General features: G+C 30.4%; 23 protein-coding genes. 11 read left to right on the top strand and 12 right to left on the bottom strand.

Going from position 1 to position 26,087, the window contains the following annotated elements:
- Window positions 1-38 precede the first annotated feature (38 nt).
- The 4 genes from FDT66_RS00925 to FDT66_RS00910 all read right to left on the bottom strand — a co-directional run bounded on the left by FDT66_RS00925 (window position 39) and on the right by FDT66_RS00910 (window position 5,064).
- Window positions 39-1,856 (bottom strand): Xaa-Pro dipeptidyl-peptidase, encoded by a 1,818-nt coding sequence (locus FDT66_RS00925; protein WP_138534272.1) that lies wholly within the window; start codon window positions 1,854-1,856, stop codon window positions 39-41.
- Between the two features lie 16 nt (window positions 1,857-1,872).
- A complete protein-coding gene (locus tag FDT66_RS00920; RefSeq protein ID WP_246034722.1) occupies window positions 1,873-3,798 on the bottom strand; it encodes a CocE/NonD family hydrolase in 1,926 nt (641 codons plus the stop codon).
- Between the two features lie 66 nt (window positions 3,799-3,864).
- Window positions 3,865-4,404, bottom strand: coding sequence for a hypothetical protein (locus FDT66_RS00915; RefSeq protein ID WP_138534271.1), 540 nt, complete (start codon window positions 4,402-4,404; stop codon window positions 3,865-3,867).
- A gap of 57 nt (window positions 4,405-4,461) precedes the next feature.
- Complete coding sequence (locus FDT66_RS00910; protein ID WP_138534270.1) at window positions 4,462-5,064, bottom strand: hypothetical protein; 603 nt, start codon at window positions 5,062-5,064, stop codon at window positions 4,462-4,464.
- Between the two features lie 184 nt (window positions 5,065-5,248).
- On the opposite strand from FDT66_RS00910, the gene FDT66_RS00905 reads away from it, so the two are divergent.
- Window positions 5,249-6,007, top strand: a complete 759-nt coding sequence (locus tag FDT66_RS00905) for a DJ-1/PfpI family protein (RefSeq protein ID WP_246034721.1) — start codon at window positions 5,249-5,251, stop codon at window positions 6,005-6,007.
- Between the two features lie 228 nt (window positions 6,008-6,235).
- Window positions 6,236-8,203 (top strand): YgiQ family radical SAM protein, encoded by a 1,968-nt coding sequence (locus FDT66_RS00900; RefSeq protein WP_138534269.1) that lies wholly within the window; start codon window positions 6,236-6,238, stop codon window positions 8,201-8,203.
- An 89-nt stretch (window positions 8,204-8,292) separates the two neighbouring features.
- Here the strand turns inward: FDT66_RS00900 and FDT66_RS00895 are convergent, their stop codons facing one another.
- Window positions 8,293-8,838, bottom strand: a complete 546-nt coding sequence (locus tag FDT66_RS00895; protein WP_138534268.1) for a sigma-70 family RNA polymerase sigma factor — start codon at window positions 8,836-8,838, stop codon at window positions 8,293-8,295.
- A 76-nt stretch (window positions 8,839-8,914) separates the two neighbouring features.
- Between FDT66_RS00895 and FDT66_RS00890 the strand changes: the two genes are divergently transcribed.
- A complete protein-coding gene (locus FDT66_RS00890) occupies window positions 8,915-9,163 on the top strand; it encodes a hypothetical protein (RefSeq protein ID WP_138534267.1) in 249 nt (82 codons plus the stop codon).
- Here the strand turns inward: FDT66_RS00890 and FDT66_RS00885 are convergent.
- Window positions 9,136-9,663, bottom strand: coding sequence for a hypothetical protein (locus tag FDT66_RS00885; protein WP_138534266.1), 528 nt, complete (start codon window positions 9,661-9,663; stop codon window positions 9,136-9,138). The two genes, FDT66_RS00890 and FDT66_RS00885, sit on opposite strands and share 28 nt — an antisense overlap.
- Before the next feature lie 15 nt (window positions 9,664-9,678).
- Complete coding sequence (locus FDT66_RS00880) at window positions 9,679-10,119, bottom strand: FKBP-type peptidyl-prolyl cis-trans isomerase (protein ID WP_138534265.1); 441 nt, start codon at window positions 10,117-10,119, stop codon at window positions 9,679-9,681.
- A 252-nt stretch (window positions 10,120-10,371) separates the two neighbouring features.
- Here FDT66_RS00880 and FDT66_RS00875 point away from each other — a divergent pair, with 252 nt between their 5' ends.
- The 6 genes from FDT66_RS00875 to FDT66_RS00850 all read left to right on the top strand — a co-directional run bounded on the left by FDT66_RS00875 (window position 10,372) and on the right by FDT66_RS00850 (window position 15,192).
- Window positions 10,372-11,007 (top strand): hypothetical protein, encoded by a 636-nt coding sequence (locus FDT66_RS00875; RefSeq protein WP_138534264.1) that lies wholly within the window; start codon window positions 10,372-10,374, stop codon window positions 11,005-11,007.
- A 137-nt stretch (window positions 11,008-11,144) separates the two neighbouring features.
- Entirely contained in the window at window positions 11,145-12,470 is a 1,326-nt protein-coding gene (locus FDT66_RS00870) for a M28 family peptidase (protein ID WP_138534263.1), read from the top strand.
- Entirely contained in the window at window positions 12,471-13,271 is an 801-nt protein-coding gene (locus tag FDT66_RS14195) for a M23 family metallopeptidase (protein ID WP_138534262.1), read from the top strand.
- 129 nt (window positions 13,272-13,400) lie between these two features.
- A complete protein-coding gene (locus tag FDT66_RS00860; RefSeq protein ID WP_138534261.1) occupies window positions 13,401-14,000 on the top strand; it encodes a hypothetical protein in 600 nt (199 codons plus the stop codon).
- A 125-nt stretch (window positions 14,001-14,125) separates the two neighbouring features.
- Window positions 14,126-14,701, top strand: a complete 576-nt coding sequence (locus FDT66_RS00855; RefSeq protein ID WP_138534260.1) for a YdeI/OmpD-associated family protein — start codon at window positions 14,126-14,128, stop codon at window positions 14,699-14,701.
- Window positions 14,702-14,703: 2 nt separating this feature from the next.
- Window positions 14,704-15,192 (top strand): YdeI/OmpD-associated family protein, encoded by a 489-nt coding sequence (locus FDT66_RS00850; protein WP_138534259.1) that lies wholly within the window; start codon window positions 14,704-14,706, stop codon window positions 15,190-15,192.
- Between the two features lie 39 nt (window positions 15,193-15,231).
- Here the strand turns inward: FDT66_RS00850 and FDT66_RS00845 are convergent, their stop codons facing one another.
- Both FDT66_RS00845 and FDT66_RS00840 read right to left on the bottom strand, forming a co-directional pair.
- Window positions 15,232-16,698 carry a MoxR family ATPase gene (locus FDT66_RS00845; RefSeq protein ID WP_138534258.1) on the bottom strand — a complete coding sequence of 489 codons (1,467 nt, stop codon included), beginning with the start codon at window positions 16,696-16,698 and terminating at the stop codon, window positions 15,232-15,234.
- Between the two features lie 92 nt (window positions 16,699-16,790).
- A complete protein-coding gene (locus FDT66_RS00840) occupies window positions 16,791-17,915 on the bottom strand; it encodes a vWA domain-containing protein (RefSeq protein WP_138534257.1) in 1,125 nt (374 codons plus the stop codon).
- Window positions 17,916-18,229: 314 nt separating this feature from the next.
- Between FDT66_RS00840 and FDT66_RS00835 the strand changes: the two genes are divergently transcribed.
- Window positions 18,230-20,773: a zinc-dependent metalloprotease gene (locus FDT66_RS00835; protein WP_246034718.1), complete on the top strand. Its 2,544-nt coding sequence runs from the start codon at window positions 18,230-18,232 to the stop codon at window positions 20,771-20,773.
- Between the two features lie 63 nt (window positions 20,774-20,836).
- Window positions 20,837-21,712: a TIGR01777 family oxidoreductase gene (locus FDT66_RS00830; protein WP_138534255.1), complete on the top strand. Its 876-nt coding sequence runs from the start codon at window positions 20,837-20,839 to the stop codon at window positions 21,710-21,712.
- Window positions 21,713-21,797: 85 nt separating this feature from the next.
- Here FDT66_RS00830 and FDT66_RS00825 read toward each other — a convergent pair whose 3' ends face one another.
- From FDT66_RS00825 to FDT66_RS00820, 3 genes are read right to left on the bottom strand one after another with little or no spacing between them, the layout of a single operon-like run.
- Entirely contained in the window at window positions 21,798-22,271 is a 474-nt protein-coding gene (locus FDT66_RS00825) for a hypothetical protein (protein ID WP_138534254.1), read from the bottom strand.
- 54 nt (window positions 22,272-22,325) lie between these two features.
- A complete protein-coding gene (locus FDT66_RS13965; RefSeq protein ID WP_171032286.1) occupies window positions 22,326-22,490 on the bottom strand; it encodes a hypothetical protein in 165 nt (54 codons plus the stop codon).
- 14 nt (window positions 22,491-22,504) lie between these two features.
- A complete protein-coding gene (locus FDT66_RS00820) occupies window positions 22,505-26,086 on the bottom strand; it encodes a T9SS type A sorting domain-containing protein (RefSeq protein ID WP_138534253.1) in 3,582 nt (1,193 codons plus the stop codon).
- Window position 26,087: the final 1 nt, after the last annotated feature.

The raw sequence follows: 26,087 nt of genomic DNA, 5'->3' as shown, positions 1-26,087 counted from the left end.
TAAAGGTCTTGCTCATCAAAGAACAAGACCTTTTTGTTTTATTCGACAGATTTCTTAAATGCATTTTCTCCACCAACAATAGGAATCGTAATTTTTGTTTCAGACAAATCTACAGTTAATTCTGTTCCTGGTTTAGGTAGCAGAGTATATTCAGAATCACTCGAAAAAATCATCAAACCTATTTGTTGTCCTTTTTTAATGATTTGGTCATCTGGCTGTAATTCAAAAGTCATTTCGTAAAATTGACCAGGTTTTAATGGCTTACTGCTTGTTAGAGACTTATAGTTTTGTAAATCTGCCCAACCACGTGTAATAATATTGTCTGTAATTTTGGTTCTTCTTCCTGAATTCCATGGTAATGAAACTAAGTAAACAGATAAGTTTACAGCTTCTTTAGAGCTTGCAGCTTTAATAGTTATGGATGGCAAACCAGAAATATGAACATCTTCTTTTAATATTGGAGTAACATATAGCAAACGATGGTTTGTATAATCTGCTTTGGCTAAAGATTCTGCTGAAAAAGAATAGTTATCTACCAAAGTTTCTTTTTCTTTTTTTGAAGGTTTTGTTATTGATAAACTTCCGGCTTTTGGAGCGCCTGCATTTAAATAAAAAGTAACATTTTGTGCTGCAGGATTTGGATATTCAGCATAAGCAGTTGGCTCATCTTGTTTGTCGTTTTCTCTTACCACCCAGGCTTTTGCATCATTTTCTACACCATTATCTACACCATGTAAATAATGTGTAAACCATCTGTTCATCATTTTCATTGGAGGTGGGCCTCCATGTCCATTTTGGTGATAATAAATTTGAGTTGATAAACCCATTTCAGATGCTTTTTTATAGATTCTATAACTATGTTCTGGCATCACATTCCAATCGTTAAAACCATGAGACATTAACAATGCGGCTTTCATAGGTTTCATATCGTTGATGTAATCTCTTCCTGCCCAAAAATCATTATAATCTCCAGTTTCTCTATCCATTCCGTTTGCCATTTCTGTATCTCGAACAATCTTATTATTTCTGGCTCTGTTTTCTTCTTTTCCACTGTGGATAAAATCATACAAAACATCAATATCTTCTCCTAAATATCCTCCAGGAGAACGTACCAAACCATTTGAGCGATAATAATGATAATAAGAAGTATTTGGCGCAACAGGAATTATTGCTTCCAAACCATCAACACCAGTTGTAGCTGCTGCTAAGGGAATTGTTCCATTGTAAGAAGTTCCTGTCATACCAACCTTTCCTGTAGTCCAATAAGCTTTTACTTCTTCATTTCCTTCTCTTTCTTTAAAACCTTTTGCGCGTCCATTTAACCAATCTATTACAGCTTTTGGTGCTAGAGATTCGTTGTCTCCACCAACAGTTGGCGATCCATCAGATAAACCAGTTCCTGGAGAAGAAGAATGTACAACAATATAGCCTCTTGGAACCCAAGTTTTAATTTGTGAATTCGAAATTATTGGACGTTTTCCTCTTCTGATAACATTTGGATGTACAGGATTTGGAACTTTTTCACCCAATTCATGTTTTACATTCCAAAATAACTCTTGTCCACCAGAAGCAACTCCAGAATAATAAGGACTTGATTCATAAACCACAGGTAGTTGTAAACCTTCTGTTTCAGTTTGAGCTGGTCTAGTTACATCTACATGCATTCTGTCTAATTTTCCATCTCCATCAGAATCGAAAGTAGTTTCTACCCATAAATCATGACGAATCCATTTACTTGGGTCGTTAAATGCTTCTACTATTTGTGCTTCTCCATCTTTAAAAATAGGTGTTGCTTTTTCTTGTGCTTGAATTTGAGCAATAAAAGCAATTAATAAAATTAAAATTGTTTTTTTCATTTGTGTTTTTTGATTGTTATTTTAATACAGAAAATTCTATGGATGAATCTGTAAATACGGTGTGTGTTTGCGTTTTAAAATCTTTTTCGTCTGCTTTGTAAATGTTGTCCACATACGTTTGCGGATTCAAATCTATCAACGGAAACCAAGTACTTTGCACTTGAATTTGTAATTTATGTCCTTTTTTAAACGTGTGGAAAACGTCTTGTAATTTGATATTTACATCTGTTTTTTTGTTTGAAACAAAAGGTTCTGGGTTTTCAAAACTATTTCTAAATCGTCCTCGTAAAACTTCACTTCTTACCATTAAATGATAATTACTCATTTTTAAATGATCTTGCAAGCCTTCGTTATTTTCTTTTACATCAGCAGGATGCACATCAATTACTTTTACAATCCAATCTGCAGCAGTTCCTGTAGTTGCTACTTTTAGTTTTGCTAAAATATCGCCAGCTAATGTGTAATCTTCAGTTAAAATATCGGTTTCAAAGACTAAAACATCTGGCCTTCTTGCTGCAAAACGTTGATCATCTGTCATGTATTTACGAGGTGTAAATACTGTTTTTATATCTTCGGAATAAGGAACAGGTCTTTTTACATCACTAATAAATTTTATGGCTGAATTTGATTTTTTATCAGCAGTTAATTTTTGATTATCAGATAAATACCAGCTTTCTTTAGTTGCATTTTCTGGAGGCCAAGAGTCATAAGATTTCCATTCTAATTTTCCAGAATCAAAAACGTACGCTTCAGGCAAACCAGAATTTTTATCTCCACTTCCTTTTAAGAAATGATTAAAAAATTTCGTTTCAATTTCAGATTGAAATTTTAAAGAAATAGAATCACCAAAATAGTAATTCCCAACCGTATTTTTAACGGTATTTCTTGCCCATTTTCCATGATCCCAAGGTCCAAAAACTAACGTGTTGTAATTTTCTTTTCCATGTTTTTCAATGGCTTTGTAGGTTTCTAAAGGGCCATATAAATCTTCTGCATCAAACCAACCACCAACAATCATTGTGGCAACAGAACTTGGCACTTTATCTAAATGCTGAATAATTCCTTTACTTTTCCAAACCGAATCATAATTTGGATGCTCTACAATTTCTTTCCAGAAAAAATCATCAATTCTGTCTTTTTTCTCTGTGCCAGCAACATCTAATTTGTCATATTGAAAATATTCGTTCAAGTTTTTCAAAGGACCTTTGTCCAAGAAAAATTGATATTGATCTTGCGTATTCATTTTTGGGAAAGAATACCAAGCAGAATCTGTTGGTGTGTCTTTATACGTTCCAAACAATGAAATTGCTCTAAAATAACTCAATAAAAATGCACCATTGTGATGAAAATCATCAAAGAAAAAATCGCCAATACATGCTTGTGGAGAAGCTGCTTTTAAAGCAGGATGTGCATCAATTGTAGAAACGGTTGCATAATGTCCTGGATACGAAATTCCCCAAGTTCCCACATTTCCGTTATTGTTTTCTACATTTTTTACTAACCAATCAATAGTGTCATACGTATCTGAAACTTCATCAGATTGGTTTTCTTTTTTATTTGGAATGTAAGCGCGCATGTTATCGTAAACACCTTCGCTCATCCAACGTCCACGAACATCTTGGTACACAATAATGTTTCCTTCTTTCATCAAATGTACGTTAGGACCAATTTTTGGTTTTAATTTTCCTTCGCCATAAGGTGCAGAACTGTAAGGTGTTCTTTGCATTAAAATTGGATATTTTTTTGAAGTATCTTTTGGCGAATAAATAGTAGTGTGGAGTTTTATGCCATCTCGCATTTCAATATCCACTTCTTGTTTTGTATAATTGTCAGCAACAAATGTGTCTTTTTTTTCTATATCATTTTTTGCAGTTGGAGTACAATTAAATAAAAAGAATGATATTAATAGAAATGTAATTGAGGAAAAAATGTGTTTTTTCATAATTTGTTTAGTAAAATTTGAGAAGTAAATTTACAAAACAAAAAGTATTGTGAAAGATGAAGATTGTTAAATTACTTTAGAGTTGACTTTAGCCCCTTTTATTAGAGTAATTTTTTGAGTTGCAGATTTAGCTTGTAAGTTTTTATTTATGTAGCCAATAAATAATTTTTCAGGATTAATAATATGTTTTTTTTGACCATTTCCTTCAACAGTTAATGTCTCAGCAAAAACTTTAGCTGTTACTGGAGCATTACTATTATTAGTCATGCTAATTGAGCCATCTATATGTATTTTGGTGGTTTCTATTTGAAAGATATCGTTTAATAATGTGTCAGGTATCTCAAAAGATTTTACTTGCTTTATAACAGGTACAGAAGATTTTGTAAATACATCAATTAAAAAACTTGCAACAAATATTAAAATATCAGGAATTAGTATCGTCCAAATAAATTTTTTGTTAGTTAATGTGTTTTTAAAATCTGTTATAGTAGATAATTCAGCATCAAAATTAAAATTGATATCAGCAGTTGCATTACCAATAATGGTCATAGTTAAACTATCAATTGGAATGTATCCTGTAGTAAGTTGAGTTTTTGTTGTAGACATTTTTTTAATTTAAATAGCACTAATTTAATTTGTAAATCAGTGCTATTATTTGGTTTTTTATAGTGGTACAATATTTAATTTTCCACCAGTTTTCTTAACGCCATTTGTACTTCCAGAAGCATCTGCAACTGTACTATTAGAAGAGTTAATTACATTTAAAGAAGTGTTATCGTCAAAGGTAATAGTAGTAACTTCTACAAATACAAAGCCTTCAGTTGGTATAAAACTTGTACCAACAGCATCCAAAGTTCCATTAATATTTACATTGGTTTCTTGTTGCTGATGCAAACTTTTTAAGAAACCTTGTTGCTGTGAAGAACTCGCAGTCAATTGTTTATTGTGTGTATTGTGGTAAGCTCCAGCAGAACCACCAAATAGCCATCCAAATGCACCACTAGCAGAAAAGCCATCAGAAACACTAGACCATTGTTCGTTAGAAAAAGCACTTTTATTGTCTTTTAACCAAGAAGTTACTGTGTTTTGTGTTAATGTTTTAACATTCATGTTTACATTTAAATGTGCAGTTATTCCTCTTTGTACAGAAACTCCTGCTTTAGAAATTAAACCATAACCGTTTGTAATTTTTGCAGATTTGTAAGATGTGTCTTCACCTTGAGCTCCTGCCATTGGTGTAGCCACCATTGCTAAATTTGTGTTCATAATAAATAGTTTTAAAGATTAATAATTTTTACTTTAGTTTGATGGTGTAAAGATATGTTGTTGATATACTGTATTTTAGAGCGTGAATACGTAAAAGCTAAAATGAGGGTTTTTACTTAAGTAGAATAGCCTGAAAGAAAATTCACGTAAAATGTATACTTTTAAACTTTAAAAGAAAATAGAAATGATAAAATATAAATTGTTTTTCTTATTGATGATTACTGTTTTGAGTTGTCAGTCTAAAAAGGAAGATAAAGGACTTTTTAACTCTGTTAAAGGTGACTTAACTAAAGAGAAAAAGGTGTTTCCAAAATTAGAAAAAGACAGGTACAATGTTGCTTTTTTAATTATGGATGGCACGTACAATACCGAATTAACTGCTCCTTTTGATATTTTTCAGCATACTATTTTTAGAGAAAACATCAAAGCAATGAATGTGTTTACTGTTGCCAATACAGATAAACCCATTACCACTTTTGAAGGCATGCGAATTTTACCAGATTTTAATTATCTGAAAGATTCATTGCCGAAGATTGATATTTTGGTGATTCCCTCTGCAGAACATCATTTAGATTCTGATTTAGAAGATGAAGCTATGATAAATTTTGTGCAAAAAGTAGATAAAGAAGCACAATTTGTAACTTCACATTGTGATGGCGCGTTTGTATTGGCAAAAGCAGGATTGTTAAAGGATAAAGTTGCTACTACTTTTCCCAGTGATATAGATAAAATGCGAGCAATGTTTCCTGATTTAGATATTAGAAAAGAAGTATTGTTTGTACACGATGGAAAATACATTACTTCTGCTGGTGGTGCAAAATCTTTTGAAGCTGCTTTGTATTTGTGTGAATTTTTATACGGAAAAGAAATTGCAAAATCTTTAGCTGGAGGTTTGGTAATTGATTGGAATGTTAATGAAGTTCCGCATTTGGTTGTTAAATAACTTACATACTTTATTTTTAATGCTATTGGCTAGCAAACAAGTCTAGCCCTGATTGAAGTGGCATCCTTTTTATGCTTAATTCGAACTAGCACCTACAACAAAAAAATCGCTTACTTTTAAATATAAAAGCTATTTAAATAAATTCAGCATAAAAAGATATAACGAAAAGCAGGAAATAGCTTCTAAAAAACAATTTTATAATTTTTTTTCTCCTTAAATTTGCAAACTATGCAAGAAACTAAAAAACATCAGTTAACGGATTGGTTACCAACTACAAACAGAGAAGTTAAAATTCGTGGTTGGGATTACTTAGACGTGATTTTATTTAGTGGAGATGCTTATGTAGATCATCCGTCTTTTGGTCCTGCAGTAATAGGACGAATCTTAGAAAGTTACGGATTACGTGTGGCAATTGTGCCACAACCTAATGTTAATGATAATTTACAAGATTTTGAAAAGTTAGGTAAACCAAGATTATTTTTTGGTTGTACAGGTGGTTGTATGGATCCAATGGTTTCTAATTATACAGCCAGTAAAAAACGAAGAGACAAAGACGCCTATACACCAAATGGTGATAAGGGTTTTAGACCAGATTATGCAACTTCTGTGTATTCTAAAATACTGAAAGAAAAGTTTCCTGATGTTCCTGTGTTGATTGGCGGAATTGAAGCATCATTAAGACGTGTAACGCATTACGATTATTGGTCAGATAAATTACTACCAACCATTTTAGAAACTTCTAAAGCAGATATGTTGGTGTATGGAATGGGAGAACAACCTTTGCGTGAAATAGTTCAGTTATTACAAAAAGGAGTTCCGTTTTCTAGTTTAAAAAACATTAAGCAAACAGCTGTTTTAATTGATACTAAAATAGAGAAAATACCAGTTGTGAACGATTGGGAAGATGTTACCATTAACTCTCATGAAGCGTGTTTAAAGGATAAAAAAACGTTTGCATCGAATTTTAAAACGATTGAACAAGAATCAAACAAATTAAAAGCAAGAAGAATTTTTCAAAAAGTAGGTGAAAAAACGTTGGTTATTAATCCACCTTTTGCGACAATGACAGAAAAGGAGATTGATGGTTCTTTTGATTTGCCTTACACAAGGCTTCCTCATCCAAAATATGATAAGCGAGGTTCAATTCCTGCGTTTGAAATGATAAAATTTTCTATCAATATCCATAGAGGTTGTTTTGGTGGTTGTAGTTTTTGTACTATTTCCGCACATCAAGGAAAATTTATTGCAAGTAGAAGTAAAGAATCTGTTTTAAGAGAAGTTGATAAAGTGGCAAATATGCCAGATTTTAAAGGTTATTTGTCTGATATTGGTGGACCTTCTGCAAACATGTATCAAATGAAAGGGAAAGTACAATCCATCTGCGATAAATGTGTCGCACCAAGTTGTATTTCGCCTGTAATATGTTCTAATTTAGATACTTCTCACAAACCTTTAACGGGATTATATCAAGCTGTTGATAAGCATCCGAAAATTAAAAAATCGTTTATTGGAAGTGGTATTAGACATGATATGTTAGTGCCAGAATTCAATAAAAATGCAGATGCCAAAGAGCTCGATGATTATACAGAAGAAGTAATGACCAAACACGTTTCTGGGCGTTTAAAAGTAGCTCCAGAACATACATCTGATCCTGTTTTGAAATTGATGCGAAAACCATCATTTACCTATTTTCATAAGTTTAAAGAACGTTTTGATAAGATAAATATCAAGAAGAAATTGAACTTACAGTTGATTCCGTATTTCATTTCTAGTCATCCTGCAAGTGAAGTAGAAGATATGGCAAATTTGGCTGCTGAAACCAAAGATATGGGTTTTCAATTAGAACAAGTTCAAGGGTTTACGCCAACTCCAATGACAGTTGCCACTGTTATTTATTATTCTGGTTATCATCCTTATACGCTAAAACCTACTAGAACTCCAAAAACGAAAAAGGAACGTGAAGACCAACATAAATTTTTCTTCTGGTATAAAAAAGAAAACAAAGATTGGATTCGCAACACCTTAAACAAAGTTGGAAGACAAGATTTATTGCAAAAACTTTTGCCAGAAAACAACTCTTGGAAAAAGAATAAAACAACTCATAAAACTGCGCAACACACTTTTGATGACGCAATACCTTTTAATAGAAGAAAAAAGAAAGCAAGTAGAGCTCCTAAGAGTAAGAAGAGGAGGTAAATATTTTGCGATTTTCAAAATTACAGGATATCTTTATAAGTATTTAAACATATACTTTCAACCAAGACAAATAAAAAAGTGAAGTAAATTTAATTACAAACCTTACAGTTTTCTTTTTCTTGAATTTCGCCAACCAAATTTCCATCTTCATTCATTACAAAACCACAACAATCCATAAAACCTTGAGCAATTAATTTTCGCGCACGTTGAATTTGAGATTTTGTTGTAGATAAAGTTTGATTCAACTGGTTTGCAACTTCTTGTTGTTTTAAACCTTTGATATCTGATAAAAATAAAGGAGTTCTGTATTTTTTTGGTAAATTACTTAAAATACCTCGTAAACAATCTTGTTCTGTATGTTCGTTCTTCGTTATATCTGAAGCAGTTTCAGTTTCTAGATTGGCAATTTCTATTGTTTTATTGTTTTCTCGCCAATAATTCAAAATCGAATTTCGAGCGATAGAGAAACACCAAGATTTTAGTTTGCTATCATCTTTTAAAGTATGCAGTTTTGTATGAATTTTTAAAAAGGTATCCTGTAAAAGATCATCAGCAATCGTGTTGTTTTGCACTTTGCTGATGATAAATTTTTGTAAATCTAAGTGATATTTTATCCAAACTTGGTTTGTAGTCATGTTTAAATTTTACTTTGCCACCTTGAGCGCAGTCGCAAGGTCTTTTTACTCTAAAGATTTTTAAACTGCGCTCGAAATGACAGAAATATTAACAATTACAATTGCTACAAGTACAGTTTGTACAGCTACAATTTTTACAATCTCCAGTTTTGCAACCTTCACAGTTACAAGTACAATTATTATTTTTCATGATATTTATTTTAATGTTCATATAGTAGACAAAAAAGTATCAAAAAAGATGCAAAATTTTAAAACAAATTTTTTTCAATCAATAAAAATCAATCAAACTAATGGTATTTATTTTGATTTTACTCCTGTAAATTGATCTGATTTTACTTTAAAAAGCACGTTGAAAGTAGTTAAACTCCCATAAATTCTGGTGATGTATTGTTGCAAATCAATTTTATCTTGATCGTTTAAAGTTTTGCTCGAATTTATTTTTTGTTCCATTACACGAACTCTATCTCTAACCATTACGATTTTATGAAAAAAAGTATCAATTGGAATTTCTTTATTGGATAAATTAGAATCTGCTGGTTGTAAAATTAAAGTACCATTTTTCCATTTATCTGCAATTGGAGCAATTTCAGTAACGTCAGACCATTGTCTTAAAATTTTCTTCAAACTACTTTCTACATCCATAAACGAAACTGAATCTACTTCGTTTTCAACAGCCTCAATAACTTCAAAACCATCGTTTAAAGGAATTGTTTCCAATCCGTTTTTTTGAAATGTTACCCAATATTGTTTGCTATCTACATTTGTTACAACACCAAAACCATACTCATCATGATTAATTCTTGAGCCTATTCCTAATAATTTCATTGTTTACTATATTATTTAATTAATACTTTTTAAAGTAATATCAAAAATGATAACCTGACCACCTTTAATTTTACCAGCTCCACTATTTCCATAGCCAATTTTAGAAGGTAAAATAAACGTACCAGAACCACCAGGTTTTAAAAGGGTAACAGCTTCACTAAATCCTGGAATTACACCCTGTAAGTTAAATGTTGCATTGTCTGAAGCATCAAAAGTTTCTTGATTTAAGAAGTAACCTCTGTACGCTATTGTTACGTTTGAGTTGAAAGTAGGAAAATTACCATTGCCAGAAGAATTAATAATGTAGTACAAATCTGAAACCGTTTTTTTAGCATCTAAATTATTTTTTGATATGTATGCCTCAATTTCTGCAATGTTTTCTGCATTAAAATCTGTTTGTTCACTAGAACAAGAAAAACCAATTATTAAAAGTAACGTAAAAAGTAATTTTTTCATAAAATAAATATTTTTGTAAATATAAATCTTTCTTAAAAGAAGTAGAAATTGGTTTGGTTTTTTATTGAATTGTTTATTCCAAAAAACTTTGGAAAGGAAAAAACTTTGAGACCATAATGCACATATTATTTACACTTTTTTGGATTTATATGAGTGTAGTTTTCTTTTCTGTGTTTATAAATTAAAAGTATGTAACTTCATTTCAAATTAATTATATTCAATTAACTAGTTTTGTTATTTATATATAAAAACATGAAAAGAAAAATTATTCTAGTAATCGCTTTAAGTAGTTTCATTTTTAACATGACTTCTTGCAAGGTCTCAAAAAACTATGTGCAATTTATTTCTAAAAAAGAAGATATTGTAGCACCAAAAACAAAAAAAGTTCTCGCTTTTTCTACAGAAAATGTTCAAGTAAGTAACTTTACAAAAACATTTGATAAAAATTTTACAACTACAAATGACTTTACATCAAGCTATTTAAATGATTTTAAGCAACAAGCAATTGCCAGCAATTTATTTTCTGAAGTTTTTATTGATACAAAAAACACAAGCTATACTTCATTAAAAAAGGAAAATGCAGACTATATTATCTACTTTTCAAATGTTCATATTTCTAATAGAGTAGAGTGGACTTCTGCTGGAGGAATGAATATGAATGGAATGGGAATGCAAGCTCCAACATCTGTAGAATATTGTGTTGTTACTGTAAAAGTAGAGGTTTTTGATGCAAAAACGGATAAAGAAATTTTAGATTTTGTTTCAATAGGTGAAGAATCAGTTTTCTTATTCGATTTTACAAAAACGTTACTAAAAGCTAAAGAAAGGTCTATAAATCATATTATTAACTTTTTACAGTCTGGAAAAACTACCTACAAAAAATATTAAGTTTTATTATTTCAACTCTAAAAAATGAGTATAAACTATTTATAAACGTTTTAAAGTTATTATCTTTATTGAAATAAATACAAAGTTTTTCTAAAACCTTTCTAAAGGTATTTAAATAAAAGAAAAAATCACTACAAATGAAAAAAATAACTTTTTTACTTACACTATTTACAGCAGTTACATTTGCACAAACAGATGCTAAAATTTATGATATAATTGACGCAGTTTCTGCAGATAGGATTAAGGCAGATGTAAAAACATTAACAGAATTTGGTACAAGAAATACTTTTTCAGACACCATTTCTAATACTCGTGGAATTGGAGCTGCAAGACGTTGGATAAAATCTGAATTTGAAACCATTTCTAAAAACTGTAACAATTGTATCAATGTTTTTTATCAAAAAGATTTGGTAACAACAAAAATGAGTAATAGAGTACCTCATGATGCGTATGTTGTAAACGTAGTAGCAATTCAAAAAGGAACAAAATATCCAAACAGATTTGTGATTATGAGTGGTGATATTGATTCTAGAAACAGCAATGGTTCAGACTTTACAAAAGATGCTCCAGGTGCCAATGATAACGCTTCTGGAATGGCAGGAACTATTGAAGCTGCAAGAGTTTTAAGCAAATATAAGTTTGAAAGTAGTATTATTTATGTTGGTTTGTCTGGTGAAGAACAAGGTCTTTTTGGTGGAGCAGGATTAGCAAAATATGCAAAAGATAAAAACTGGGAAATTATTGGAGTTTTAAATAACGATATGATTGGAAATATTGAAGGTGTAGATGGTGTTATTGATAATAGAAGCTTTAGAATTTTTTCTGAACCAGTGCCAGCAAACGAAACAGAAAGACAAAGAAGAATGCGTCGTTTTTATGGTGGAGAAGTTGATGGAATTTCACGTCAATTAGCAAGATATATTCACAAAACAACAAAAACATATATGCCAGAAATGAACCCAATGATGATTTACAGATTGGATAGATTTGGTAGAGGAGGTCATCACAGACCTTTTAATGATCTAGGTTTTGCAGGCATCAGAATTATGGAAGCGCATGAAAATTACACGCAACAACACCAAGATATTAGAACAGAAAATGGAATTAAATACGGTGATACTTTTGAGCATGTAAATTTTGGTTATGCTAAAAAATTAACAGCTGTAAATGCCATAAATTTAGCAAGTTTAGCTTGGGCTCCAGAAGCTCCAAAAGAAGTTGCTATTGGTGGTATTGTAGAGGCTTCAGCAAAATTAAAATGGAATAAAATTGAGGGTGCAAAAGGGTATAAAATTTATTGGAGAGATACAACTTCACCAACTTGGGACAACTCTAGATATGTAGAAACTACAGAATTTACGTTAGAGGGAATTGTAATAGATAATTTCTTTTTTGGGGTTGCTGCAGTTGGTGAAAACGGACATGAAAGTGTAGTTGTTTTTCCAAATAAAATTATGAGGTAAATGTATATTAGAGCTCTTTTAATCTGTTTTTTATTAATTTCTTGTGCTCAAAAAAAAGCTTATAAAAGACCAAATTATATAAAATTTAAAACTGAAAAAGATTCTGTTTTTGTGATAATTAACAATAATGTGATTTCTACTTCTTTTTTAAAAATAGAAAATTTAAATAAAAATAAAACCCAATTTATAGATTTCACGAAACCTGATACTTTAACCGTTTTAAAGTTTCATAAATCAGAAATTGATACAATAGCGTTAGATAAACACTACAGATTTCAATTGCAATATGGTAATTCTATACCTAAAGCTTACGATACGTTGTACAATTATGGTCTCCCTTTTTTAAAAGGAAAACGTTATAAAGTTTTACAAGGAAATAATGGCAGTTTTAGTCATAGAAAGCCGACTTCTAGATACGCTATAGATTTTAAAATGAAAATTGGTCAAGAAGTTTGTGCAATAAGAGATGGCGTAGTAATTCAAACAAAAAGCGACTCTGATGAAGGAGGTAATTCTGAGAAATATATGGATAAAGCAAATAAAATATTTGTTTTTCACAAAGACGGAACTTACGTGCAGTATGCACACTTTAAAAAAGATGGCGTTTTGGTACAAAAAGGAGACTCTATAAAAAAGGGTCAACCAATAGGCTATTCAGGTAATACAGGGTATTCTTCACAACCACATTTACATTTTGTACTTTATAAATCTTCAAAAGATGGTTTGATTTCTATACCTTTTATTTTAGACTCCATTCCTTCCAAAAATTATAAAAAAGGAAAATATGCAGTTAATAAATAAGCTGTAATTCTTTTTACTCTAACTATCAGTGTATTATAAATCTTAATTATTATTTAATAAGATAAAACAATAGCTTTTGCTTCTTATTTAATAGTTTTACTATTATATTTGAGAAACAAACTTTTAATTATGAGAGCTACTATTTTTTTATCCGTATTTATCTTGATTGTTCACATTTCTTACGCACAAGTAGATAAAATTAATTTACAACAAACTGTAATTAATATTGAAGAAAATCATTACCAATTTGGTAATAACTCTTTACAAACTACTTTTGAAATAAAATTCGAAGAAATATTAAAACCTACAAATAACTCTGAAGGAAAGTTTCCATTATACACATTAAATAATGAGCAATTGAAAACGGAGTTTACAAAAGATTTTAAATTAAAAGATACAAGGTCTAAACAAGATAAAATTGCCTTAGAAACAAATTCTTTGTTAGCTCAAAAACAAATTGAATTTATTGAAAATTTAATTATTAAAAAGATTAAAGAAAACAACTCCAATATTACGTACGTTAAAGAATTTCAAATAAAAAATAGTTTAAATGACGAACAATCAATTATTACTGTTGATAAAGATGTTTTAAACCAAACATATTCATTAAACTCTATAATTGAAATTCAAATAGGTAAGAATTTGAATAATTATTTGAAAAAAATAAACAAAACAGAATTGGATAGAACATTACAAAATAGCTTGAATCTATTGGCAATAAATTTCTAACAACATTAAAATATTTAATTTATTATTATTTGGTTGATTGATTGTAGAATTGGCATCTTATTTTTTTAAGGTGTCAATTTTTGTTTTTTATTTCTATTTTTATAAAATATCTACAATTTAGATGAATGAACCAGGTAAAAGAATTTTATTTTAAAAATGATGCAGAATGGCGAAAATGGTTGTCTAAAAACCATGATTCTTCTACTGGTGTTTATCTCATTTTTTATAAAGTAGAAAATGATGAAGAATCCATGCGTTGGGAAGAAGCTGTAAAAGTGGCGCTTTGTTTTGGTTGGATAGATTCCACAGTGAAAAGTTTAGGTAATGGAAAACGAAGACAATATTTTTGCCCTAGAAATATTAAAAGTGTTTGGAGTGCTTTAAATAAAAAATACATCAAAGAATTGTTAGCACAAAATTTAATGCACGAAAGTGGACTAAAAATAATTGAAGTTGGTAAACAAAATGGTTCTTGGACAGCTTTAGATAATGTTGAAAAAGGAATAATTCCAAATGATTTACAGCTAGAATTTGATAAAAATAAAACAGCTTTTACCAATTACAATAATTTTGCTCCAAGTTATAGAAAGAGCTATTTGTACTGGCTTAATCAAGCTAAAAGAAAAGAAACGAGAGAAAAAAGAATTGCAGAAATTATTACTCTTTGTGAAAAAAATGTAAAATCGAGAGGAAATAGATAATTATGAAAACAGAAAAATTTAAACTTATCCACACAAATCAGCATAATATATTTGTTTCGAACGAAATTTTTAAACCTTTTGCTGATAAAAAAATGAGTCGTGTAAAAGTGGAACTTCTATTTAATAATACCAAACTTGATTTTTATGCGGCTGTAAAAAAAGACAAAATTTCTGGAGATTATAAAATGATGATTAGCAAACAGAAGCAACAAGAATTGGGTTTGTCTTTGGGTGATGAATTTGAAATACAACTTTTTGAGGATACTTCTAAATACGGAGTTGAAATGCCAGAAGAATTAGAAGCTGTGTTAATGAGTGATTATGATGCATATCAAATTTTTGAATCGTTTACCAAAGGAAAACAAAGAAGTATAATTTATGGTGTTCTTCGTTTTAAAAGTAGCCAGCAAAAAATTGATAAAGCATTAATTATGTGTGAGAACTTAAAACGAGGAAATCATGAACCTATGAAAATGTTTAAACTAGCATAAAAAAAAGAAGTGATTTCTCACTTCTTTTTTATAATCGTTTTATAACCCACTTATAAAACTTCCATAAGGATCTTTAAATTGTGTGCCTTCTGTAAATCTGTGTTTGCTTAATTTCTTAAACTCCACTAAAGCCCACAACACGAATTCTTTCATGAAATAAGTGTCAGCATCATTCATATTTGGTTGCTGTTTTTTTATAAAATCATCTAAAGGTTTTATTTTATCCAATTCATTTTTGTACTGTTGTTCTGTATATTCATCTAGCAATTCAAAATCTTCTTCAGCATTAAAAAACCACGAAATTATATTGTCATAAGGTGTTTCTGCATCTTGTTTTTCTAATTTTTTAATTTCTGGAAAATAATCTGGAAATAAGGTTTTAATGGCATTTTTAATTAATGTTTCTGCTACTACGTGTGCACCTTCTTGTTCACCTTCATACACCAATTCTACTTTACCTGTAATGGCAGGAATAATTCCATCAAAGTCACTCAAGCGAATCATGGTTTGTTCATCTCCAGAAATTAAAGCACGCCTTTCTGCTGTACTTAATAAATTCTCGAAAGCAGATATACTTAAACGAGCACTTACACCACTTTTAGCGTCTATATATTCACTTTCTCTGGCTTCAAATACAATTTGCTCCAATAAATCTTTTGCTAGTTCTGGTACTGCAATAAAATCTTTTTGAGAACTTACTTTATTAGCTTCTTGTTGCGTAATTATTTTAGCAGTTTCAATATTTATTGGATAATGTGTTAAAATTTGCGAACCAATTCTATCTTTTAAAGGAGTTACAATACTTCCTCTGTTGGTGTAATCTTCTGGGTTCGCTGTAAAAACGAATTGCATATCTAAAGGTAAACGAAGTTTAAATCCTCTAATTTGAATATCGCCTTCTTGTAAAATATTGAATAAGGCAACTTGAATTCTGGCTTGTAAATCTGGTAATTCGTTAATTACAAAAATACACCTGTTTGCACGAGGAATCATTCCATAATGAATCACTCTATCATCTGCATAACTCAATTTTAAATTTGCTGCTTTTATAGGATCTACATCTCCAATAATATCAGCAACAGTAACATCTGGAGTGGCTAGCTTTTCTGCAAAACGCTCACTTCTATGCAACCAAAAAATTGGTGTTTCATCACCTTTTTCTTTAATGGTTTCAATAGCAAATCTCGATATCGGATTTAACGGATCATCATTAATTTCTGAACCTTCTACAACTGGAATGTATTCATCTAATAAATCAACCATCAATCTTGCTAAACGTGTTTTTGCTTGTCCGCGTAAACCAAGTAAATTGATGTTATGTTTACTTAAAATGGCGCGTTCTAATTCAGGAATTACGGTGTTTTCATAACCATGTACACCTTTAAAAATGGTTTCTTTACTCATCATTTTACTGATTAAGTTTTCACGTAACTCATCTTTAATAGATTTTGTTTGATATCCTGATTCTTTTAATTCTCCTAATGTTTTTATATTTTCTAAATTCATGTAAATTGCTTTTTGCTATCAGCTTTTTGCCTTTGGCTTTTACTCTTATGTTTTCTAATAGCTATAATCCAATAGCTAAAAGCTTTTTTTCCTTATCCTTTAATTCTCTTTTTTCTATTCGTTTCGTAGTCTTCAAAAATCATTTCTCCTAAGCCTTTTAAACCTGTATAAAATGCTTTTCCTTGGTTTGCTTGTGTAAAAGCTCTAACAAATTGCATCAAATAAGGGTCTTGAGCAATCATAAAAGTGGTGATAGGAATGTGTAATTTTCTAGCTTGTTGTGCCATAGCATAACATTTGTTAACAATATATTTGTCTAAACCATTACTGTTTTTATAATACTGTCCATCAGGCAAACGCAAACAACTTGGTTTTCCATCTGTAATCATAAAAATTTGTTTGTTGGTATTTCTTTTTCTTCGCAATAAATCCATCGCTAAATTTAAACCAGCAACTGTATTTGTATGATATGGACCCACTTGCAAATAAGGTAAATCTTTGATTTTAATGGACCAAGCATCATTTCCAAAAACAATAATATCTAACGTGTCTTTTGGATAACGTGTAGTAATCAATTCAGCCAAAGCCATTGCAACTTTTTTTGCAGGTGTAATTCTATCTTCACCGTATAAAATCATAGAATGACTTATATCAATCATTAAAACAGTACTCATTTGGCTTTTGTGAAGTGTTTCTTCAACCACCAAATCATTTTCTGTTAAACTAAAATTATTTATTCCATTATTAATTTGTGCATTTCTAATGCTTTCTGTGATGGATACTTTGTCTAAAGCATCACCAAATTGGTAATTTCTAAAGTCGCCAGTATGTTCGTCTCCAATTCCAGGAGATTTGCTTTTATGATTTCCTGCACCACTTTTTTTTATTTTTCCAAAAATATGGTTTAAAGCTTGTTGCCTAATTGCGCGTTCTGTTTTTGAGGTAATTTTTGTGCCTCCAATTCCATCACCATTAATTTCTTCTTTGATGTAGCCTTTCTTTTTTAGGTCTTCAATAAAATCATCAATGGTATAATTTTCATCTGTTAATTTATATTCTTTGTCCAAAGAACGTAACCAGTCTATAGCTTCATCAAAATCTCCAGAAGTATGAGTAATTAACTCTTTGAAAATTTCAAAAAGCATTTCAAACGGAGATTGATTTTCAGCTTCAAACGTTTTAAAAACAAAGCCTTTTCTTTTCTTATTATTTTTCATCACTATAAAAATACGGCTTTATTATACACTTAAAAAAAGATTAACATAGCTTTAATGTATGGAATGATTGCGAATTTTTATAATTGAATAATTCGTAATTTTTTAAATATAAAATGAAACGTTATTTAATTTTTCAAGTCATTAGTATAATAAAACTAATTTTATTAATAAATTAACAAGAAATTAATTTTCTATAATTAATTTTAGCAAAATTATTTAACCAACTCAAAATCATTATGAAAGCAAACAAACTTAGTTTAGTAAAAGTATTTTGTTCTTTATTTTTGACACTCGCTTTTTTGGGAGTACAAGATATGAACGCCCAATTTTGGAAAAAGAAAAAGAAAGAAGTAAAAAAGGAGGTAAAAAAAACACCTCCAAAGAAAAAAGGGAAGTCTATTAAAGACTTAACAAAAAGCAGTAAAAAAATAGAAGGTTTATTTACTATTTATCAAGATACTGTAACAGGTTCTTTAAAATTATTAGTAAAAAAAGATCAATTAGATAAAGATTTTATTTATTTCTCTCAAATTGCTGATGGTATTGCACCTATTGGAAGTTTTAGAGGTAATTATATGGGTTCATCTGTTTTTAACATTAAAAAATATTTTAACAGAATAGAATTTATAGCACCAAATACTTCTTTCTATTTTGATGAGAATAATGCAATTTCTAAATCTTCAGAAGCAAATATTAGTGATGCTGTAGTAGCTTCAGGAAAAGTTTTAGCAGAAGATGAAAAAGAAGGACAATTTTTAATTGATGCAGATGGTTTGTTTTTGTCGGAAACATTTACAAGAGTAAAAAATCCGAGATTTCCAGGTCAGTCTCCTTTCGCTTTTACTTTAGGAAGATTAGATAAAACAAAATCTAAAGTAAATGAAATTAAAAATTATCCAGAAAATACAAATATTAAAACAGAGTATGTTTATAGTAATCCATCAGTTTTAGGTGGTGGAGGTAGAGAAGTTACAGATGGAAGAAATGTTTCTATAAAGGTTTTTCACACGTTTATGAATATGCCAGAAGATGATTACGAAACAAGACTTGATGATCCTAGAGTAGGTTACTTTACTACAGAAACTAATGATATGACATCTACAGATGTTGTAAACTACAGAGATTTTATTCACAGATGGAAGTTGGTAAAGAAAAACCCGAATGCAACCATGTCTGATCCTGTAACTCCAATAACTTGGTGGATAGAAAATACAACACCAGTAGAATTTAGAGAAACCATAAAAGAAGGTGTTTTAGCTTGGAACAAAGCTTTTGAAAAAGCTGGTTTTAATAACGCGATGGTTGTAAAGGTACAATCTGACACTGCTAAATGGGATGCTGGAGATGTACGTTACAATGTTTTAAGATGGACATCTTCTCCAAATCCTCCTTTTGGTGGTTACGGACCAAGTTTTGTAAACCCTAGAACTGGTGAAATTTTAGGGGCAGATATTATGTTAGAATATGTGCATTTTACAAACAGAGTATATTATGACAGAGTTTTTGACAATGCAGCAGCATTAAATTTAAATATTTTAACAGCAGAAGAAGAAAAGGCAAAATTCTTTCAAAATAAACAAAATCACTTATACTGTTCTATGGGACATCTAATGCATGAAAACACATTATTTGGACAAACAGTTTTAGCAGCCGCTGGAGCATCTGATTTAGAAATGGAGGGTATGAAAAAAGAAGGTATGAAATCTTTAATAATGCACGAAGTTGGTCATACTTTAGGATTAAACCATAACATGAAAGCAAGTCAGTTATTTTCTCCTGAACAATTAGCAGATGCAGATTTTATTAAAGGAAAAGCATTAACAGGTTCTGTAATGGATTATGCAGGTATAAACCTTACTTCAGACAGATCTAAGCAAGGGCAATATTATGACATGGCTGTTGGACCTTATGATGTTTGGGCAATTCAATTTGGGTATACACCTTTTAAAACAGCTGCAGAAAAAAATGCTTTATTAGCACAGTCTACAAAACCAGAATTAATTTTTGGTAATGATGCAGACGATATGAGAGCTCCTGGAAAAGCAATTGACCCAAGAGTAATGATTGGAGATTTATCTAATGATCAAATAGGATATTCTATTGATAGAATTGAGTTGGTTAACAAAATGATGAAAGATATTAAAACTCGTTTTGGTGATAAAGGAGAATCTTATGAACAATTACGACAAGCTTATTATATTTTAAGTGGACAATCTGCAACTGCAGCAGGAGTTATTTCAAGATTTATTGGTGGGGTTTATGTAGATAGAGCTGCACCAAACCAACAAGGAGGAACACAACCTTACACACCTGTAAGTTTAAAAGATCAAAAAAGAGCAATGGATGCTTTAAAGAAATATGTTTTTGCTCCAGATGCTTTTACAGCTCCAAATGACTTGTACAATTATTTGGCAAGACAAAGAAGGGGTTATAACTTTTTTGGAGGACCAGAAGATCCAAAAATTCATGAACAAGTTTTAAGCTATCAAACAAGAGTTTTAGCTCATATTATGCATCCTAATACACTGCAAAGAATTTCTAATTCTGAGTTATATGGTAATAAATATGAGTTGTCTGAATTTATGACAGATTTAAACAATACAATGTTTAAAGCAGATATTTATGGAAACGTAAATTCATTCCGTCAAAATTTACAAGCAGCATATACAAAAGGTTTAATTGGTATTGTAACTGGTAGAGCAAGTAGTAGGTATTCTATTGCAGCACAGTCTATGGCAATTTACAATTTAAACACAATTAAATCTTGGGTTAGTAGAAGTGGAGGAGATACTGCAACTAGAGCCCACAAAGCTCATTTGAAAACATTAATAACAAATGCATTAAAGGAAATTAAATAATAAAATCAATATTATTTATACAAACCGCAATTTAATAGATTGCGGTTTTTTTATCTTTACAATATGGCAAAAATACTAATTACAGGGGGTACAGGTTTAGTAGGAACTAAATTAACTCAATTTTTAACGGAAAGAAATCACGAAGCAAGAATTTTATCAAGAAATCCTGAAGGAAAAAATGAATTTAAGTGGGATGTTTCTAAGAATTATATTGATGAGAAAGCCCTAGAAAATATTGATTATGTTATTCATTTAGCTGGTGCTGGAATAGCTGATAAACGTTGGACAGACGAACGTAAAAAAATAATAATTGATAGTAGAGTAGAAACAGCCAACTTATTATTTAACAAAATAAAAGAAAAAAACATTGTTTTAAAAGGGTTTATTTCTGCTTCTGGAAGTAATTATTACGGAGCAAAAACTACAAATAAAATTTTTAAAGAAACTGATACTGCAGGAAATGATTTTTTAGGTGAGGTTTGCTTAAAATGGGAGGCTGCTGCAAACCAGTTTTCTACTTTAAATATTCCAGTAACCATATTAAGAACTGGTGTTGTTTTATCTGAAAAAGGTGGTGCTTTAGATAGAATGAAAACACCTATAGTTACACCATTAGGCTCTGGACAGCAATACATGTCTTGGATTCATATTAACGATTTGTGTGCAGCTTATATAAAAGCCGTAGAAGATGATTTCTCAGGCGTATACAACGCAGTTGCTCCAGAATTCCATACGAGTAAAACCTTTTCTAAAACCTTAGCAAAAGCAATTAAAAGACCGTATTTACCAATTGCTGTACCAGGTTTTCTGTTAACACTAATATTTGGTGAATTGGCAGTAATACTTTTAGAAGGTAGTAGATTATCATCAAACAAAATACAAGAAAATAATTTTCATTTTAAGTATGCCAATTTAAAAGAAGCTTTAGAAAATTTATAAAAAAAAGACGAACATACAGTTCGTCTTTTTACTCTTTAAATTTAAAGCATCTGGGGTTTTTTAACTTTAAAATATTAAGAATTATTTAATTAGAAGCTATCATATCTTCTTGTAAATTTTCTATTTGAGTCATCTTACCTTCCCAAGTTCTACCTGCAAGTGTAGATTCGTAATAAATTGTTTTTCCTTTAACTTCAGTAATTTTCATCTTTAAGCTATTTCCAGGTGAGAAAGGAAAATCTGGTAAAGTTATTTCATCTAAAGTAATAATACATTCATTTTTACTAATCCAAACAATACTAGATTTTATGTGGTTTCTTTTGTTGTTGTACATTTCTACGTGCTCATCACCATTAAAGGTAACCACTACATCTCCACCTTTATATTTGTAGGTAAATGTTTGGTTATTAATAATAGGCTCTTCCTGATACACTGTTTCGTTTTCCGTCAATTCTATATTGGCAGACTGAAAACCAAGTTTCATTAAAGGGTTTTGTGCATTTGCATACAAACTAATTAAAATAATAAATAGGCTTAACTTTTTTTTAATTGTATTCACTGTTATTTATTTAGGGGTTAAATATTTAGGGGTATTAAATTACAATAAAACAACTTAAAAACCTGTTCCTGGTGCTTCAGGAGATTGTGCTTGCGCTTTTTGAGGATTCAAAATTAAGTAAGTACCCAATGCTGTTAACGCTGCATATTTACCATAATTTCCAATTTTTTTTATTGCTTCTTTTCTGTTGATTTTATTTTGTTCCTTGATTGATTTCATTTGTAATTAGGGGTTTATTTTATGATTATTTTTTTTGTAATTTCTGTTGTATTGTTTTTTAATTTCGAAAAATAAACACCAGAAGGTAATTTAGGCAACTGAACTTTAGAATTTCCATTTGATGAAAATGTTGTAGTAAATACCTCTTTACCCAAAATATTAAATAATTGAATTTGATTTTCGTTAGCAATAACACCAGAAATTACAAGCTCATTATTATCATTATTAAAAATAGTTGCTGTTTTTAAATTTTCACTATCTGTTGATAATACATTTGATTTTGTGTGTAAGTAAAAGTTACCAAAACCATTAAAATCTTCATTCAAAATTACTTTATAATTTTTTGATGATTCACTTAGTTTTGTAAACGTATTTTTTTCTTTATCTTCTAAGTAAATATTTAAACCATTTGGAATATTTTTGCTTTCTACAGAAAAAACAACTTCCGATCCAGATTTTGCATTCATTCCTATTGGAATAATCATGGCTTCATGATTTGAATTTGGGATGGATTGTATGCTAAGTTTTTTGTTTGATTCATTAGAAACTAAACCTGAAAATATTTGAAAGCTCGAGGCAATTCCATTAAATATCTCACCATCATAACCATCATCAAATCCTGTTGTAGCTCCATCTATATAGTATATTTCTGTAAATTTGCTATTGGTACCATCAGTAATATTTAATTTAATTTCTGGTCTATTTTCTTTTAAGAAAGTATCTGTATTTTGATGACTTTGAGAAGATTCAGAAAAATTAACGTCAATATTATCATCTACTTCCACAAAAAATGCTTGTCCTGGAGCAATTTTAAAATTTTGTATGGTAATTCTTGTATCATAATCTCCTGCGCCACCATTTAAACTTTGATCCCAAACCCATAGAGTTTGCGTTTTCAAGCTTTTTCCTGTTCCTGTATTTTCAGTTAAAAAAGTAGCACTATTAATATAAGAAGGATAAGGATTTGAAATTAAGTTGAATGAATTTGCACCTTGAGAAACAGCTTTTGCTACATTTTCCGTTTGTAAAGTTCCTGTAAAAGAAACATCGCCAGCAGTTGTTAACCTTGTAGTGTAACCTAAACCAGAGCTCATTTCGTCAGTAGTATCATCTCCATCAATTCCGTTTACTTGTCCTACTTTGTAATAACTCCACTTTTGTGAAGATTTTGTATTATCAAATTCTGCCAAAGCAATATTTCTATCGTTTCCAGTTCCAGAACCTCTTGTTATGTTTGGGTGTGCTAAAGCAAAATTTGCTACAGATTGATTTGAAAGTGGCGCACCAATTAAATACCATTTATTAGCATCTAAATTTCTTTTATATATTAAATTTCCAGTTGAAGTTCCGTTTACAATTACAGATCCTCCAGAGTTTATAGTAAAAGTTCCTGTGTTACTTATATTTCCACTTACGGTTAAAGATTTATCTGCATCAATAATAAAATTACCAACTACTGTTAAATTGTTAATTGTTTTTTGATTTCCATCTAAATGAGCAGTTTTTCCTGTTGGAATTAAAACATTGTCTGTCGCAATTGGCTCTCTATTTAAGCTCCAGTTTGACGTTACAGACCAATTACCAGAATTGGCTGTAAATTCATTAGTTACTTCATCTGTATTAATTGTTATTTGAAAATCTTTTTTGTAATAATTACCAACATTTGGTGCAGTATAACTAATAGTATATGTACCTGGAGTAGAAGCTGAAACATCTATAGCTCCAGTTGTGGTATTTATTGATAAACCTGTTGTACTCGCAAAAGAACCTCCAGAAATACCTGTTATTGTTGGTGTTACATCAACCCCGTAAATTGAATGTGTATTTTCAGCGTAAGAAAAGTTAGAAAAATCATTGTAATGTAAATCAATATATTTCTCAATTACTTTTCCGTAATCTCTTGAAAAAGGAGGGATGGTTCCTGCACTTCCAGAACGAGTATCTTGTCTTCCATCATATTCAGTTAAAGTGTTTCCTAAATCTCTAACTCTTCTATTTACTTCTGTCATAATACCATCTATAGTTCCACCACCACCATTTACGGTTCCACCACCTTCTACAACAGTGTTAGCTGTAGCTGTATTTCCAGAACCATGTCTTATATTGCTATAATAATCTCCTGCAAAATAAGCATTACTACCAGGATTTGTATCGTCACAACTACCTTGACTTGTTCCTGAAGAAATATGACTTGGTACAGCTCTATATCCTTCAGATCTACTACAACCTGCATATCCAAAGGCTGCGTATTCACTCCCTCCAGTAGTTTGTAATAAGCCTCCAAAACTTTGAGAGCCTCTAATTAAATCTTCAAAAGTTAAGTTTTGTAAATTATTTTCTATTAAATTTTTTATAGTTACACTTGCTAATTCAGAAGCATTTGTAGAAGTATTATTCAAATTTTCATCATAAGAATTACTTGCTAAATTATACCCTATTTCTACTCTTGGAATTGTATGGCTTTGTCCATGTAAATCAATGTACAATCCTTTTCCAAATTTATTATTTACATCTGCACTTGCTTGATCAATAAAACCATGATATGCATCAAAGTATGGATCTGCATTAGAATTTCCACAAGTTGCAACACTTTTATTTCTATTTGGATCTAACTTACTTCTATGTAAATTATTAATAATTATATAAGGATAAACACCAAATTGCTCATAGCATCTTTTTTGAATTTCTCTTATTAATACATCTGTATTGTCATCTTGTTCGCTAGTACCACAATTTCTATCAGACATACTGCTGTCACTATCAGGATAAAATACTCCACCAAAAGTTTTACCTGAATTTAAAACACCTCCATGTGGTGCAGAAATAATTACTGGCATTGTTCCAGGAATATATTCGATATACTTTTTACTAGAGTTAAAATATTGTGATGTTGCAAACGTAATATTTACGTTTTGCTGCGCACTATTTTGATCTGGTGCAGTTGTAGTATAAGTTATTGTATGATTACCAATAGTAGACTCTGAAACATCTATTTGACCAGTTGTTGTATTAATTACCAAACCAGTAGTTCCAGAAAAACTACCACCAGTTTCTCCTGTAATTGTAGGAATTGGGTCTGCATCTGAAATTGAATAGGAGCTATTCGCATAAGAAAATGAAGCATCGTCTAAAACTACTGCCTTATTTACTGCGAAGTATTCTGTTTGAGTTATTTCAGAATCTGTAGCACTTGTAGAAAAGTTACCATCAAAAGTAAATGCATTTGCAACACCATCAATAGTTACTGACATATTACCACCACCATTCCAACCATCTCCATATCTATCATATAAAATAAAATAGTAGCCAGAGTTTGCTGGTACATTATCATTCACTTCTAAGTTTAAAGCAGGATTTGGTAAAGTTGCATCATATGTTGCTCCAGAAGTTCCTGCAATATAACCGTCAGGATGCTGAATAGTTAAGAGTTTAACGTTTGAAGGAGAAAATAATTCAATTTTGTTTTCAGTAGACCATTGATTCCAATCTACAGTTATGGTAACATCTACGTTTTGCGAAAAGAAAGTTAATGATTTTGAAAAAATAATTAAGACAAGAACATGTCTTAAAAAATTAGGGGTAATTTTTTTAGTCATT

The organism is Polaribacter aestuariivivens (assembly GCF_005885675.1).
GTDB lineage: Bacteria > Bacteroidota > Bacteroidia > Flavobacteriales > Flavobacteriaceae > Polaribacter > Polaribacter aestuariivivens.
This window is presented reverse-complemented; position numbering and strand designations above follow the sequence as displayed.

Bases quoted from the DNA above. Each gene is read 5' to 3' on its own strand.
- FDT66_RS00835 (WP_246034718.1), top strand. From the start codon at position 18,230: ATGAACGCCCAATTTTGGAAAAAGAAAAAGAAAGAAGTAAAAAAGGAG.
- FDT66_RS00845 (WP_138534258.1), bottom strand. From the start codon at position 16,698: ATGAATTTAGAAAATATAAAAACATTAGGAGAATTAAAAGAATCAGGA.
- FDT66_RS00890 (WP_138534267.1), top strand. From the start codon at position 8,915: ATGACAGAAATATTAACAATTACAATTGCTACAAGTACAGTTTGTACA.
- FDT66_RS00870 (WP_138534263.1), top strand. From the start codon at position 11,145: ATGAAAAAAATAACTTTTTTACTTACACTATTTACAGCAGTTACATTT.
- FDT66_RS00880 (WP_138534265.1), bottom strand. From the start codon at position 10,119: ATGAAAAAATTACTTTTTACGTTACTTTTAATAATTGGTTTTTCTTGT.
- FDT66_RS14195 (WP_138534262.1), top strand. From the start codon at position 12,471: ATGTATATTAGAGCTCTTTTAATCTGTTTTTTATTAATTTCTTGTGCT.
- FDT66_RS00820 (WP_138534253.1), bottom strand. From the start codon at position 26,086: ATGACTAAAAAAATTACCCCTAATTTTTTAAGACATGTTCTTGTCTTA.
- FDT66_RS00915 (WP_138534271.1), bottom strand. From the start codon at position 4,404: ATGTCTACAACAAAAACTCAACTTACTACAGGATACATTCCAATTGAT.
- FDT66_RS00875 (WP_138534264.1), top strand. From the start codon at position 10,372: ATGAAAAGAAAAATTATTCTAGTAATCGCTTTAAGTAGTTTCATTTTT.
- FDT66_RS00895 (WP_138534268.1), bottom strand. From the start codon at position 8,838: ATGACTACAAACCAAGTTTGGATAAAATATCACTTAGATTTACAAAAA.
- FDT66_RS13965 (WP_171032286.1), bottom strand. From the start codon at position 22,490: ATGAAATCAATCAAGGAACAAAATAAAATCAACAGAAAAGAAGCAATA.
- FDT66_RS00855 (WP_138534260.1), top strand. From the start codon at position 14,126: ATGAACCAGGTAAAAGAATTTTATTTTAAAAATGATGCAGAATGGCGA.
- FDT66_RS00905 (WP_246034721.1), top strand. From the start codon at position 5,249: ATGATAAAATATAAATTGTTTTTCTTATTGATGATTACTGTTTTGAGT.
- FDT66_RS00860 (WP_138534261.1), top strand. From the start codon at position 13,401: ATGAGAGCTACTATTTTTTTATCCGTATTTATCTTGATTGTTCACATT.
- FDT66_RS00910 (WP_138534270.1), bottom strand. From the start codon at position 5,064: ATGAACACAAATTTAGCAATGGTGGCTACACCAATGGCAGGAGCTCAA.
- FDT66_RS00920 (WP_246034722.1), bottom strand. From the start codon at position 3,798: ATGAAAAAACACATTTTTTCCTCAATTACATTTCTATTAATATCATTC.
- FDT66_RS00900 (WP_138534269.1), top strand. From the start codon at position 6,236: ATGCAAGAAACTAAAAAACATCAGTTAACGGATTGGTTACCAACTACA.
- FDT66_RS00925 (WP_138534272.1), bottom strand. From the start codon at position 1,856: ATGAAAAAAACAATTTTAATTTTATTAATTGCTTTTATTGCTCAAATT.
- FDT66_RS00830 (WP_138534255.1), top strand. From the start codon at position 20,837: ATGGCAAAAATACTAATTACAGGGGGTACAGGTTTAGTAGGAACTAAA.
- FDT66_RS00850 (WP_138534259.1), top strand. From the start codon at position 14,704: ATGAAAACAGAAAAATTTAAACTTATCCACACAAATCAGCATAATATA.
- FDT66_RS00840 (WP_138534257.1), bottom strand. From the start codon at position 17,915: ATGAAAAATAATAAGAAAAGAAAAGGCTTTGTTTTTAAAACGTTTGAA.
- FDT66_RS00885 (WP_138534266.1), bottom strand. From the start codon at position 9,663: ATGAAATTATTAGGAATAGGCTCAAGAATTAATCATGATGAGTATGGT.